The sequence below is a fragment of the Enterovibrio baiacu genome (assembly GCF_004120195.1).
In the GTDB taxonomy this organism is placed as follows: domain Bacteria; phylum Pseudomonadota; class Gammaproteobacteria; order Enterobacterales; family Vibrionaceae; genus Enterovibrio; species Enterovibrio baiacui.
On record NZ_SCHN01000033.1, the window covers coordinates 15404 to 30619 of the forward strand.

The 15216-nt window shown below is 47.6% G+C and carries 9 protein-coding genes; 8 read left to right on the plus strand and 1 reads right to left on the minus strand.

Annotated features, from left to right (window positions below):
• Positions 1-79 precede the first annotated feature (79 nt).
• Positions 80-1426 carry a sodium-dependent transporter gene (locus tag EQP46_RS23655; protein WP_129495936.1) on the minus strand — a complete coding sequence of 449 codons (1347 nt, stop codon included), beginning with the start codon at positions 1424-1426 and terminating at the stop codon, positions 80-82.
• 444 nt (positions 1427-1870) lie between these two features.
• On the opposite strand from EQP46_RS23655, the gene cls reads away from it, so the two are divergent.
• The 8 genes from cls to EQP46_RS23695 form a co-directional block, all read left to right on the plus strand.
• Complete coding sequence (gene cls / locus EQP46_RS23660; protein WP_129495937.1) at positions 1871-3331, plus strand: cardiolipin synthase; 1461 nt, start codon at positions 1871-1873, stop codon at positions 3329-3331.
• A gap of 341 nt (positions 3332-3672) precedes the next feature.
• Entirely contained in the window at positions 3673-4104 is a 432-nt protein-coding gene (locus EQP46_RS23665; protein ID WP_129495938.1) for a MarR family winged helix-turn-helix transcriptional regulator, read from the plus strand.
• A 284-nt stretch (positions 4105-4388) separates the two neighbouring features.
• Positions 4389-4691, plus strand: a complete 303-nt coding sequence (locus EQP46_RS23670; RefSeq protein WP_102317193.1) for a hypothetical protein — start codon at positions 4389-4391, stop codon at positions 4689-4691.
• A gap of 278 nt (positions 4692-4969) precedes the next feature.
• Positions 4970-5893: a LysR family transcriptional regulator gene (locus EQP46_RS23675; protein WP_129495939.1), complete on the plus strand. Its 924-nt coding sequence runs from the start codon at positions 4970-4972 to the stop codon at positions 5891-5893.
• Positions 5894-6028: 135 nt separating this feature from the next.
• Complete coding sequence (locus EQP46_RS23680; protein WP_129495940.1) at positions 6029-6580, plus strand: porin family protein; 552 nt, start codon at positions 6029-6031, stop codon at positions 6578-6580.
• A gap of 25 nt (positions 6581-6605) precedes the next feature.
• Positions 6606-7097: a hypothetical protein gene (locus EQP46_RS23685; protein ID WP_129495941.1), complete on the plus strand. Its 492-nt coding sequence runs from the start codon at positions 6606-6608 to the stop codon at positions 7095-7097.
• A gap of 144 nt (positions 7098-7241) precedes the next feature.
• Positions 7242-8162 carry a manganese-dependent inorganic pyrophosphatase gene (locus EQP46_RS23690; protein ID WP_129495942.1) on the plus strand — a complete coding sequence of 307 codons (921 nt, stop codon included), beginning with the start codon at positions 7242-7244 and terminating at the stop codon, positions 8160-8162.
• A gap of 632 nt (positions 8163-8794) precedes the next feature.
• Positions 8795-15216, plus strand: a 6422-nt coding sequence (locus tag EQP46_RS23695; protein ID WP_129495943.1) for an immunoglobulin-like domain-containing protein, incomplete at its 3' end; no start/stop codon positions are given.

A 15216-nucleotide genomic window follows, 5' to 3' on the forward strand; every position in this document is an offset into this window, starting at 1 on the left:
TTCTCGCATATCTCGAATTATATGGTTTCTACTTCAGCACGCTCTAAATAAACGTTACCGCACCACAAATTACGATGGCTTATTTAAGCACTGGCCATAAAAACACAAGCGCCATCAAAATCGGACACACAACGCGCACGTAGGTTGGCCAGATTTTCCAGAACAGGCTCTCTTTCAATTCTGGGTTACCTTGACTCAGCTCTTCCAAGACTTGATTACGCTTCCAGACCCACCCTGCAATCAATGCCATGATCAGACCCAGAATCGGCTGCATGTATTCGGTGGTGATGCTAATAACCAAACCAAACATGGAACCGAAGTTAAGGATGATAAGGGTTGAGAACAAAGCAATCGCACCACCAATCCACCATACAACGGTTTTACGATCTTTATTCAGTTCTTCTGAAGCACAAGAGACTGGCACTTCGAGCATGGAAATAGACGATGTCAGTGCAGCAATCACCATGAGAGCGAAGAAGGCAATGCCAATGATTAAACCTGCGCCACCCATAGTATCAAACATGGCAGGCAGCACACTGAACACCAGCGTATCACCATCAAGCAGCGCGCCCGCTTCACTGTAGATCTCAACGCCATTGTTTTGCGCAACGAACATGGCTGGCAAAATCAACAGACCCGCGACAAACGCCACCCCGGTATCGAGAAGTGCAACTTGAGCGGCGGTCTTTGGAATGTCAGCATCTTTACGCAAGTAAGAGCCGTAAACCATCATGGTGCACACGCCAATAGAGAGTGAGAAGAAGGCTTGACCCATTGCGCTTACCATCAGATCCGGCGAGAAGTGCGACATATCTGGCACAAGGTACATCTTCAACCCTTCCATTGCGCCATCTTGGAACAAGGTGTAGGCCACCATTGAGATGAACAGAACGAACAGCACAGGCATCAAACGGCTAGACCATTTCTCGATACCGTCGGTCACACCGCTGCGCACAACGAAGATGGTCAGTAACATGAAGACCAGCATCAGCACGATATTACGGGCCGTACCAAAGCCTTCCAACCATGCTGCCGCACTTTCAAAGCCCAAGACACTGAGCACAGGGCCAATCAAAAAGCCAAAGAACCAACCCGCCACGATGGCATAGAAGCTCAGAATACCGCTAACACCCAACATGCCCGCGATACCGACAGAAGAGGCGAGTAACTTTTGCTTAGGTGCAATCGAAACAAGAGAACGAATAGGGTTAGATGCACCAAAACGGCCAATAGTCAGTTCTGCAACCAGCAATGGGTAAGCAAGAACAAACACCATGATGAGATAAGTGATAAGAAAGACAGCACCGCCATTGCTTGCTGCTTGTGTTGGAAACCCCCAAATATTACCCAAACCAACCGCAGAACCTGCTGCAGCAAGAATGAAACCTAAACGCGAAGAAAACTGGGCTCGATGACCACTTGCCATATGTACTCTCTACTACAAATGTAATTGTGATTGTTATTATCGTTATACCCAAGCAACCGGAGGTGGCCCCTAAAATTGGGCGCCTCTGCCTGTTGAGGTATATCCAGCTTCTACTACCAATCCTTGGCACTCCTCCGCCGGAGGTGTAAATATTTTCTTACAGGAGCGATTGCGCCTGTTTTCTTAACAGACATGGCAAGTAAACCAGTTTGAGAATAGAATTTGAAGCGAATGCGCTATATTTTTCGATCAAGCAGCATATTTAACCATATCTAAACCTCATCTCATTACGTTCTCGCAATCAAATTAACACGCATTTTTAACAACCCATCACATTCTGCAAAGATAGCTGGTCAATCAACCTCAAGATCGAGAACACTAATCGGTCTATTCAGTGCATAATGTCCTTAACTCTCGTTACCCCATTGGGCTGAATCGTTTGATATGGAAAAGATTTATCAATTCCTCGTCTGGGCAAGTGTTTTCTTCTATTGGCTTCTGATTGCCTCTGTCACCATTCGTGTTGTCTTAAAACGACGTGCCCTCGGCGTCTCCATTGCTTGGCTCATGATCATCTATATCGTTCCAATTGTGGGCGTGATCTTGTACTTATTGGTTGGCGAGCTGAACCTTGGCAAAAAACGGGCTGAACGCTCTCGCGCAATGTATCAACCTTATCGCGATTGGATGGAGTCTCTCGGTGGGTGTGATGCACACCGCCCCCAACATCAAAGCTCCTTGTCTCGACCCGTTCATGATTTATGCCTGAAACGTGCGGGCATCCCTGCTTTGGCTGGAAACCTCCTTTCTCTGCAAAGCGAAACCGCAGATATCTTGCGATCCATTGCCGCTGATGTTCAAAAAGCCGAGCACTCGGTCAATATGGTTTTTTATATTTGGCAACCCGGTGGACACGCCGATGACGTGGCTAAAGCCGTCTGCGAAGCTGCAGAGCGCGGCGTGACAGTACGAATCATGTTGGACTCCGCAGGCAGCAAAGCTTTCTTTAAAAGCCATTGGCCAGAATCGATGCGAAAAGCAGGTGTTGAACTCATTGAAGCACTCGCTGTAAGCCCGTTGCGTATGTTCCTTCGCAGACTGGACATTCGCCAACACCGCAAGATTGTGGTGGTGGATAATAAGGTGGGCTATACAGGGTCAATGAACATGGTCGACCCAAGGTTTTTCAAGCAAGACTCTGGGGTGGGTCAGTGGATCGATATTATGGTACAGGCGGAAGGGCCTTCTGTGCCGATCTTAAACAGCATTTTCGCTTGGGATTGGGAAGTTGAAACGGGTTTGCGCTACCTACCTAACTTGCCCGAATGCAGCTTGATTGAACAACACGCCCACGCCAATCACGCGGTTCAAATTGCACCGTCTGGTCCCGGTATGCCTGACGGCATTATTCAGCAGATACTGATGATTTCCATTCATCAAGCTAAAAAGAGCGTAACAATCACGACACCCTACCTTGTTCCGAGTGAGTCTTTGTTGGGAGCATTGCAAACCACCGCTCAACGTGGCGTGACAGTGAACATCATCATTCCTGCGAAAAATGATAGCTTGATGGTAGATTGGGCGAGTCGTTCTTTCTTTAACGATTTATTGCAAGCAGGTGTGAATATTTATCGTTTTAACGGCGGCCTGTTACATACCAAGTCAGTCATGATTGATGAAGCGTTCTGTTTGATTGGCACCGTTAACCTCGATATGCGAAGCCTATGGCTCAATTTCGAACTCACACTGTGTGTGGATGACCCTGATTTCTGCCGAGACCTCATTGCACTCCAACAAACCTATATGGCGCATTCAACGACAGTCTCTCTCCAAGAATGGCGTAACCGTTCCATATTCAATCGACCTGTAGAGCAATTTTTCTACATGTTTAGTCCGCTTTTGTAATTCAACACCCAAGCACACTGATTAATTTTCAATCAATGTAACCGCATTAATAATTACTTACATTTTTAGATGTGAGTAATTATTTTTCCACAGGTTTACATATGAATAAAAAAAAGCCGCGTTTTATAAAATGATTTATCTAATTTTTGTTTATTTATGTCAAAGCATACCGTATTGAACAAATAAACATCAAATCAATTATATCCAAAAGTAATAGAGCAAAATTTGTTATCAATAGACCTAAAATCTTTCATGCTGTAAATGTATAGGTCATTAGACTTTCTTTACATTCCGGATGTAAGATCTCACCCACTCAGTACAACAAAATTAAAAAAAATATAATGGTGGATATTCAATCGGAGTTTGGCGCTCTGTGTCGTCTGGTTTCACTGAAAGCGTCTAAGCGTTTTCATGACAAATTAGAAGAACAAGGCATCAACGTTAGTCCAGAGCAGGCGATTACCATCAATGCAGTGGCAAGTGCAGGTGAGTTACGTCAAGGTGAGCTAATGGGCTTAAGCTATTTAGCGAGCGAGAAATCTAAAGTTAGTCGAGTCGTACAAGGGTTGGTTGTCGATGGTCTGATTGATCGACGCGATGATGTACACGATCGACGCTCTAAGATTCTAACATTGACCGAAAAAGGACAAGCGTTAGCAGATAAATTACTTCAGGCTGAACAGTTTAATGGCGAGCTCGTTTCGTCACTCCTTTCTCAGCAAGAAAGCGCCCTTCTGCAATCGACGTTGAAGAAAGTGGTTAGCGCTCTTTGAGCCTGTCGAATAAGCCCAGTTCGCGCTGGGCTTTTTTCTGCCTACGTCTCTCCTGACAACGTGCTAAAAGCCCCACTCTGCTTAGCCTACAGCCATAACACCCCATCTGTATCTGTACAAAAAGCCGTTTATAAACCGTATCTTGTGCTTAAAAAAACTTTCATTTATGCATCATAACCTTGTCATCAGTTGCCAAGAAAGATCGATCATTCCCACCCCAATATGCGCTCGGTTGACTACACTTCAATTTCGCAAACAAGATTGGGGAATTCAGGGGAAATCACATGCTGGCAAGACATCGAAATTACCTGTTGAAAGATACCAAACAACTCCATGCTCACATCGAGGTTAACCCAGTGGGATTACTCGAAGTGGAGATACTTGAAAAACACCAATGTCACTCTGCTGAGTTTGAGCAGTTGAAGTTTGAACGCAGTGGAAGAGTGACGAAGTTGGTCGGCAAACACACGTCAAATGGTAAACCCGTTCACTGGCAACTTCCTCTTGCTAACGACGACGCCAGGGAACTCGAAAACCTCATAGAAGAAGCAGCCGAAGAGCTAGAAATATTAATGAGGGATCTATAAGAACCGTTTTTTTTACTGAGCCTAATGCATAAAAACGAATCCACTGTTATCCATTATGCCTTTCAGCGCTGTTGACGCAGCGCTTTTCTTTTTTGCCTAACTTTTCATATAATCCTGATTCTCACCATTTAAAAGTAAGACAACCTCCCAATACATGTCCAAATGATCCTTCCATCTTGATGCGTTAAACGATACGTGACTTTCACACAAGAATTCTGGTTTATCTTTCCGCCCTTCTGCATAATATGAAAATATTCATTTAATGGAATGTAGGAAAAATGGCTAAGGATTTGTTTAATACTCTCGATCTTAATTTACTGCGAACTTTCCTCGTTCTCTTTCAAGAAAAGAACACACGTAAAGCCGCAGAGCGCCTATTTGTAACACAGCCTGCCGTTAGTCAAAATTTGAAAAAGCTTCGCCATCATTTCAATGATGAACTCTTCATCAAGGTGCAAACAGGCTTAGAAGCAACTCCAGAAGCAGAACGTATTGCTGCTGCCATCCTTCCTCATATTGATGCGCTTTATTCTGCACTTGGCAGCTTGGAGGACTTTGACCCTCAAACCATACGAAGAAAAATTCGCTTAGCACTTGGGCCTCAGGTATTAACATGCATTTCTGGGGCTTTGGTTATTGAACTCAAAAAACGTGCGCCTAATATTGAGCTCGACCTCGTTCAATGGACGACTTCTACGTTTGAAGAAATAAGCAACGGTGATGTTTTACTTGGCATTAACTATCAATATCCGTATGTGCCAAAACACGTTAAACAGGAACAGCTCGCCGTGGTTAAAGGCTGTTGCGCGGTGAGAAACGACCACCCAATCAGCGATGGTGCAGCCACACCTGAGACATTCTCAAAATACGAGATCGCCTCACTGCTGATCCCAGGTTGGAGTGAAGACTTACCAATCGCAGCCAGAGAGTTGAAAGAGCTTGGGCTTCCAAGCCCCATTGGGTTTCGTTCCGCCTTCCCAATGGCCATTGTGGATGTGATTCAACGCACCGACATGTACTACCCGACAACTGATTTATTCCCCTTTGACGCCTATTCAAATATTCGACGTGTTGATGTTCAAGCAGACAACATTCAATTTCGCTATCCCATTTTAAGCTATACACACCAGCGCAATAAAAACGACGCGCTCGTCGAATGGCTCAATGAATTGCTTGCGTTATTACTCTCTGAGCCACAATAAGCACCACTTATCAGCGTCATAAGCACATCCACTTAGCCTCTGCCTGCTAGACGTCGTATCTTTTCCTTGCCGTTTGGAAAGGCATTTACGACGTTTCATAGCAAGGACGCTCTCCTTTTACATTGAGAGCACATAATGAAAAAAACACTCGCAGTAGGCACCGCATTTATTCTTACCTTTTCTACCGTCTCTATCGCTGATGACTTTAGCGGCCACCGCGTTGGGCTTGGTTATGCCAAAAGTGATGCGGTTTTTGATGGTCAATCCGTCGATTGGGGAAAAGGATTTAAGCTTGAGTACGGCTATGACGTTAACCGTATCGTTGGTGTTAATACTTCCTACTCACGCACCAGCGACGAAGAGAACTTCTTTGGCATTGCGTCTTCAGAAGTGAAAAGCAACACCTTTAAAATTGACGCTGACATTGGTTACACCTTCGATTTGGAAGGGGCTCGCGTAAAACCTTATGGCGTTATCGGCCTAGGTTGGAACAAAGACCAGATCAAAGAGCACATCAATGGCCAAGAAATCTTTAACAACACGTACAAAGATTCGTCTCTGTATCTCGGAGCAGGAGTTCGCGCAAGTTTAGACATGGGTCTTTACGCCGATATTCGCTTTGACTTCCCAACATATGATGACGTTGACACTGACCAATTCTCGTTTTCTGTCGGTTACAAATTCTAGTCCTATGTTTTAGGGAAAAGAGCTCATGATAAAAAAATCATTTTTCGCAATGGCGCTATTAACAAGCGTTTCTGCCAGCGCAGATGTGCATTTTTCTCCTGACCTAAAATTGGGTATGCAATGGGGTTTAGGTGCGCAACTAGGACTGCAAGATGTAATGGGGTTTGAAGCTGTCTATGGCAGCTTTGGCATCTCCGACTCTCATTGGTTTTCCGATAAAGAATCTGTGAAGCACTATCGAGTTGGCGTTCAATATGAAGAGAAAAAGTACCAAGCCTATTCTGTGCAAATGGAGGCTGGCGTTGCTGAGTACAAAGGGACCCGTAACTATTACGGAAGAGACAGAGAAGATCTCAAAGCTTACGGTCCGAGCGTTGCAGCAGCACTGGTGTTTGACTACAACTTACCAATAAAAGTGAGATATGGGCTTGAGTTGAATTACTTTAGGCATCAAGAGACCTACTTACCAAGTGGCCTCGCCCCTCAGATTAACGCAGGAATAATTATTCCGCTGTAACTGACGATATTGGATTTAAGGCGTACTCTCAGAGCAACTGCTACATAAATTGTTACCGGATCTGCGGCCACGCGCCAATGTACATTTAAAGTCACTCTGGTAAAATGCGCCAAAATTCAAATGTGAGCATCACGAGAGCCAACTATGCCAATGTATGTAGTGGGACATAAGATCCCTGATTCAGATTCAATCTGCGGTGCAATTGCACTTGCATACCTTAAAAACCAAATCGAAGAGCCAGCAGTCGCGACTCGTCTGGGTGAGCTATCTCCAGAGACAGCGTTCATCCTTGACCGCTTTGGGTTCGATGCGCCTGAGCTAAAACTTAGCTACGCGGGTGAAGAAGTTTACATCGTTGACCACTCTGAACTCACTCAAGCACCTGATGACATCGCTGAAGCGACGATCGTGGGCATTGTTGATCACCACAAACTGGGTGATCTCACCACCTCAACACCGCTAGAGTGTTGGATCCGCCCTGTTGGCTGTTCAAACACCGTTATCAAGATGATGTACGATTTCTACGGCGTTGCGATTCCTAAAGACATTGCTGGCATCATGCTGTGCGCAATTCTTAGCGACACTGTTATCTTCAAATCACCAACTTGCACCACGGCAGACATTCGTTGTGTTGAAGATCTGGCCGAGATTGCTGGCATCGAAGATTACAAAGCATTGGGCATGGACATGTTCAACGTGAAGTCTTCTGTTGCTGGTACACCAGCACGCGATCTTGTCATGCGTGACTTTAAAGATTTCAACATGAACGGCAACCTAGTGGGTATTGGCCAGCTTGAAGTTGTTGACCTAGCAGTTTTTGATGAAATCAAAGAAGAGCTAGAAGCTGACATCGCTGCGCTGAAAGAAGAAGGCCAGCGCCACTCTGTGATGCTTCTTCTTACAGACATCATGAAAGAAGGTTCAGAGTTGCTTGTTGTTTCTGACGACGTAGCAATCATTGAACGCGCATACGGTCAAAACACAGAAAATGGCCGCGTATGGCTAGATGGTGTTCTGAGCCGCAAGAAGCAGGTTGTTCCACCACTTCAAGACGCATTTGCATAATCAATTGCAACGAATACTGAAAAAGGGGCGGATTAATCCGCCCCTTTTTTTCGCACTAACGTCGTTTTTAGGGCGGTTAAAGGCATCACTTCGAGCGACCTAAAATGGTCAAATCACCGCCTCTCACTCACACACGATCTCAATAATGATATGAGACATATTACGTATGGTGACACTCAACAATCTCTCATCATGCTGTGACACCCCTCAAATCACCCAATTTATTCATACCCAGAGCTTCAGCTTCGCCATACTGCCTGAATAAATAGACATAATTAGCACGAATTGTGGTGGATTATCATTGATATTTTGCTCATTAATGAAACAACTGGAATATCAGTCATTCCAGACATTTAGCTAGACACTTTCTCGTTTCTTACGTTCAATCCCACACGCTAACCGCATAAATTCTGTACCTTTCTACACTTCTGCATGCAATTCGCCTGTTTAAAACCAAGCTTCCCGTTTTTCAACTAATGTAAATTTAAATAACGCAAATTCTCATTATGTAAACAATTGATGTCACTTAGTGCGAAGACTGCAAAGATTTTTAGCACTACTATCCATTAGATTTTGTATTGTTAACAAACTCAATAAATAAAATTATAAAAAATCGAACCATAGGAGCAGGTATGCCAGATTCGGTTATAGGACAATTGGCAGGGAAGGCATTTATCATCGAGCCAAATGGCAAGATAATAACCGCAGCCGAAGATTCAGTGTTACGTGAAGGAGACATCCTCATCTCCTCGCTGTTTGGACACAGCGACAAAGGCCAAAAAGCCGTCGTTGTAGACATTCATCAGGATCGCGTTCTTCTTCAAGAACAAGAATCGCTCACAGAACTCATGATTCCTGATAACCTTGACGTGCTTGATATTCTTGCTGCCCTCGAAAAAGGCCAAGATCCAACGCAACTCGACGGCGTTGAAGCAGCCGCTGGCAATGCTGCCGACAGCTCATCGATCGCGGCCCAAGCCATTATCGAATCTGGAAGCACCTCCCATGTTTATGCTTACGCTGGCTTTACCACCCAAACTCCAACAGAATTAGGACTCACGCTTCAGCAGCTAGAATCCATTGACCGCGTTTTTATCGCCGAAACGGAAAACCCAATAGCATCACTGACTGGTGACAGTATCATCGAAGAAGGCACGTCTGCCTCCTATACCATTTCTATTTCTAGCCCTGTCGACACAGATACGCGCGTCAACGTCGTTATCAGCCATAAAACATCCGAATCAGGCGATATCACCCCAATAACCCGCGAAGTTGTTATTCCTGCAGGCCAAACTTCAGCAACGTTCTCTGTCGATATCATTGATGATGTCTTTGACGAAGGTGCAGACAGTGACACTTTTACAGTTTCAATTTCTAGCATTCAAACGGGCGATGCCGATCAGAACATAGCTACACCACCGCCAATCGAAACCAATATTCTGGATGAGAGTGCCCTTAACCATGCTGAAAACAACGACGCGCCGAGCCTAACCTTATCTGGCAATGAAACGGTGATAGAAGGTAACTCAGCGTCCTATACGCTTACCTTGTCCCACACGCCAACATCCGACGTCACTATTACGGTCGATATTTCTCGCACCACTGCGGAAGGCGACGATGTATCAGAAAGCACGCGTGAAATAACAATACCTGCAGGTTCCCGTTCAGCGACCTTCACCATCGACACCATTGATGATGTCTTTGATGAATCGAATGACAATGACGTATTTAGTGTTGAAGTCTTGGATGTTGAAGGCGGCGGATTCGAGCGATTGCCTCACCTACCCGATCCCGTTGAAACTATTATCAACGATGGCGATGCGAATGCCCCCTCTTTAATACTCACGGGCGATACTTCCATTAATGAAGGAGAGTCGGCGAGCTACACCATCACGCTATCTGAAGCGCCTTCATCGGATATGACGGTGACGGTCACCATCGGGCATAGAACATCAGAAGATGGCGATGTTACCCCTGTTACGCGCGATATTCTTATCCCAGCAGGCTCAGTATCGACCACGTTCGCCGTAGACACGGCTAACGATGTGTATGACGAAAGCAGTGATGGGGATGTCTTTTCTGTCACAGTGGATGGCGTTTCAGGCGGTGGCTTTGAACAAAAGCCCGAACTTCCGCCTGGTTTTGAAACCACACTGAACGATGGCACCGTTGACGCACCTACACTTTCCTTGACAGGTGACTCAAATGTCACGGAAGGCGGCGATGCGAGCTACACATTAACCTTGTCTCATGCTCCTTCATCAGATTTCACCGCCACCATTGTAATTGGACACCAAACGTCTGAAAGCGGCGATATCACACCAGAAACACGCGATATCGTTATTGCCGCTGGTACAACTTCCGCAACATTTTCTGTCACCACCTCGGATGATGTCTTTGATGAAACCAATGATACTGACGTTTTCAACGTCTCCGTAAGCAATACAGCCGGAGGCGGATTTGAAGCGCAACCGACAGCACCAACGAGCATAGAAACAACCATTGACGAAGACACGGATTCTTCAGACAAACCAACGCTGACACTCACAGGTAACTCCGAAGTTATCGAAGGCGCAGAAGCGTCTTACACTTTATCTATCAGCGAAGCCCCAACCTCTGATTTAACCATCACTGTCGTTGTGGGTCATAAGACATCCGAAGATGGCGATGTGACGCCTGTGACTCGCAGTGTCGTCATTGCGGCAGGCACAACGTCGACCGACTTCACCGTCGCAACTCTCGATGATTCTATCCTTGAAACCAATGACGATGACGTCTTTGAAGTGTCAGTCACAGGCTCGACGGGCGGTGGCTTTGAAGTCTTGCCGGATAATCCAGCTTCAGTCGAAACCACGATCAATGAAGACACAACGTCTACCGACAAGCCTACCCTGACATTAACAGGTGATTCAGAAGTCGTTGAAGGAGCTGAAGCCTCTTACACGCTCACTATTTCAGAAGCGCCAACAACAGATCTCACCGTCACTGTTGTTGTGGGTCATAAGACGTCCGAAGACGGCGATGTCACCCCTGTGACTCGTGATGTGGTTATCGCGGCAGGCACAACGTCAACTGACTTTACCGTGGCAACCTTGGATGACTCCATCCTTGAAACCAACGACGACGATGTCTTTGAAGTCTCGGTAACAGGTACGTCTGGCGGCGGCTTTGAAGTACTGCCGGATAACCCCGCAGCAGTTGAAACCACCATCAATGAAGACACGACCTCGACCGACAAACCGACTCTGACATTGACAGGTGATGCGGAAGTTACCGAAGGTGCTGAAGCCAGCTACACGCTGACTATCAGCGAAGCCCCGACTTCTGACCTCACCGTGACGGTTGTTGTAGGTCACAAGACGTCCGAAGACGGCGATGTCACGCCAGTTACTCGCAATGTGGTTATCGCGGCAGAAACAACGTCGACCGACTTTACCGTTGCTACCTTGGATGATTCGATCCTTGAAACCAGCGACGATGATGTTTTTGAAGTGTCTGTTACTGGCTCGACTGGCGGCGGCTTTGAAGTCCTGCCGGACAATCCAGCGGCAGTTGAAACCACGATCAACGAAGATACGACCTCGACGGATAAACCAACCCTCACCTTAACAGGCGATTCGGAAGTCGTTGAAGGCGCTGAAGCGTCGTATACGCTGACCATCAGCGAAGCCCCGACTTCCGATTTAACCGTCACTGTCGTTGTCGGCCACAAGACATCCGAAGACGGCGATGTCACCCCTGTGACCCGCAATGTGGTGATTGCAGCAGGCGCCACCTCAACCGACTTTACCGTCGCAACCTTGGATGACTCCATCCTTGAAACCAACGACGACGATGTCTTTGAAGTCTCGGTAACAGGTACGTCTGGCGGCGGCTTTGAAGTACTGCCGGATAACCCCGCAGCAGTTGAAACCACCATCAATGAAGACACGACCTCGACCGACAAACCGACTCTGACATTGACAGGTGATGTGGAAGTTACCGAAGGTGCTGAAGCCAGCTACACGCTGACTATCAGCGAAGCCCCGACTTCTGACCTCACCGTGACGGTCGTTGTAGGCCACAAAACGTCCGAAGGCGGCGATGTCACGCCAGTCACTCGCGATGTGGTGATTACCGCAGGCACAACGTCGACCGACTTTACTATCGCAACCTTGGATGACGCCATCCTGGAAACCAATGACGATGACGTCTTTGAAGTATCAGTCACTGGCACTTCAGGCGGTGGCTTTGAAGTGCTGCCGGATAGCCCAGCTGCAGTCGAAACCACGATCAATGAAGACACAACGTCTATCGACAAACCAACTCTGACATTAACAGGCGATTCGGAAGTCGTTGAAGGTGCACAGGCGTCTTACACTTTGTCTATCAGCGAAGCCCCAACGACTGATCTCACCGTGACGGTCGTTGTAGGCCACAAGACGTCCGAAGACGGCGATGTCACCCCTGTCACGCGCAATATCGTCATTTCAGCAGGTACAACCTCAACAGATTTCACCGTCGCGACACTGGACGATTCCATTCTGGAAACCAATGACGATGATGTCTTTGAAGTGTCAGTCACAGGCGCGACGGGCGGTGGCTTTGAAGTCTTGCCGGATAATCCAGCTTCAGTCGAAACCACAATCAACGAAGACACGACCTCGACCGACAAGCCTACCCTGACACTCACGGGCGATGCAGAAGTTACCGAAGGCGCAGAAGCCAGCTATACGCTGACCATCAGCGAAGCGCCAACCTCTGATTTAACCATCACTGTCGTGGTTGGTCATAAGACGTCCGAAGACGGCGATGTCACGCCAGTGACGCGCGATGTGGTGATTTCTGCAGGTACAACCTCGACCGACTTTACCGTGGCGACGCTGGACGATTCCATCCTTGAAACCAATGACGATGATGTCTTTGAAGTGTCTGTTACTGGCTCGACTGGCGGCGGCTTTGAAGTCTTGCCGGATAACCCAGCAGCGGTTGAAACCACGATCAATGAAGACACCACATCGACCGACAAACCAACGCTGACGCTCACGGGTGATTCAGAAGTCGTTGAAGGCGCGGAAGCGTCTTACACTTTATCTATCAGCGAAGCCCCAACCTCTGATTTAACCATCACTGTCGTTGTGGGTCATAAGACATCCGAAGATGGCGATGTCACCCCTGTGACCCGCAATATCGTCATTTCAGCAGGTACAACCTCAACAGATTTCACCGTCGCGACACTGGACGATTCCATTTTGGAAACCAATGACGATGATGTCTTTGAAGTGTCTGTCACAGGCACCGCTGGCGGCGGATTTGAAGTGCTTCCAGATAACCCCGCAGCAGTCGAAACCACGATCAAAGAAGATACGACCTCGACCGACAAACCGACCCTGACATTAACAGGCGATTCGGAAATCGTTGAAGGTGCAGAGGCCCCTTACACACTCACAATTTCAGAAGCACCAACGACTGATCTCACCGTGACGGTTGTTATCGGCCACAAGACCTCGGAAGATGGCGATGTCACTCCTGTGACCCGCAATATCGTCATTTCAGCAGGTACAACCTCAACAGATTTCACCGTCGCGACACTGGACGATTCCATTCTGGAAACCAATGACGATGATGTCTTTGAAGTGTCAGTCACTGGCACTTCTGGCGGTGGTTTTGAAGTGCAGCCGGACAATCCTTCAGCGACCGAAACCACGATCAACGAAGACACGACGTCCACTGACAAGCCGACGCTTGCGCTCACGGGCGATTCGGAAGTCGTTGAAGGTGCAGAGGCGTCGTACACGTTAACCATTTCCGAGGCTCCAACAACGGATTTAACCGTCACTGTCGTTGTCGGCCACAAGACGTCTGAAGATGGCGATGTCACGCCAGTCACGCGTAATGTGGTGATTGCGGCAGGCACAACGTCGACCGACTTTACCGTGGCAACCTTGGATGACGCCATCCTTGAAACCAATGACGATGATGTCTTTGAAGTGTCAGTCACTGGCACTTCTGGCGGTGGTTTTGAAGTGCAGCCGGACAATCCTTCAGCGACCGAAACCACGATCAACGAAGACACGACGTCCACTGACAAGCCGACGCTTGCGCTCACGGGCGATTCGGAAGTCGTTGAAGGTGCAGAGGCGTCGTACACGTTAACCATTTCCGAGGCTCCAACAACGGATTTAACCGTCACTGTCGTTGTCGGCCACAAGACGTCTGAAGACGGTGATGTCACCCCATTCACGCGCGATGTGGTGATTGCAGCAGGCACCACCTCAACCGACTTCACCGTCGCAACTCTCGATGATTCGATCCTTGAAACCAATGACGATGACGTCTTTGAAGTATCAGTCACTGGCACGTCTGGCGGTGGCTTTGAAGTACTGCCAGACAACCCAGCGGCAGTTGAAACCACGATCAACGAAGACTCCACTTCGACGGACAAACCGACCCTGACATTAACAGGCGATACCGAGGTTATCGAAGGTTCGGAAGCGTCTTACACGCTCACTATTTCAGAAGCACCAACGACTGATTTAACCGTCACCGTCGTTGTCGGCCACAAGACGTCCGAAGATGGCGATGTCACGCCAGTCACGCGTAATGTGGTGATTGCGGCAGGCACAACGTCGACCGACTTTACCGTGGCAACCTTGGATGACTCCATCCTTGAAACCAATGACGATGATGTCTTTGAAGTCTCAGTCACAGGGTCTACGGGCGGCGGCTTTGAAGTACTGCCAGACAACCCAGCAGCTGTTGAAACCACGATCAACGAAGACACGACGTCCACTGACAAGCCGACGCTTGCGCTCACGGGCGATACCGAGGTTATCGAAGGTTCGGAAGCGTCTTACACGTTAACCATTTCCGAGGCTCCAACAACGGATTTAACCGTCACTGTCGTTGTAGGCCACAAGACGTCCGAAGACGGCGATGTCACGCCAGTTACTCGCGATGTGGTGATTGCAGCAGGCACCACATCAACCGACTTTACCGTCGCAACCTTGGATGACTCGATCCTTGAAACCAATGACGACGATGTCTTTGAAGTCTCGGTGACAGGTACTTCAGG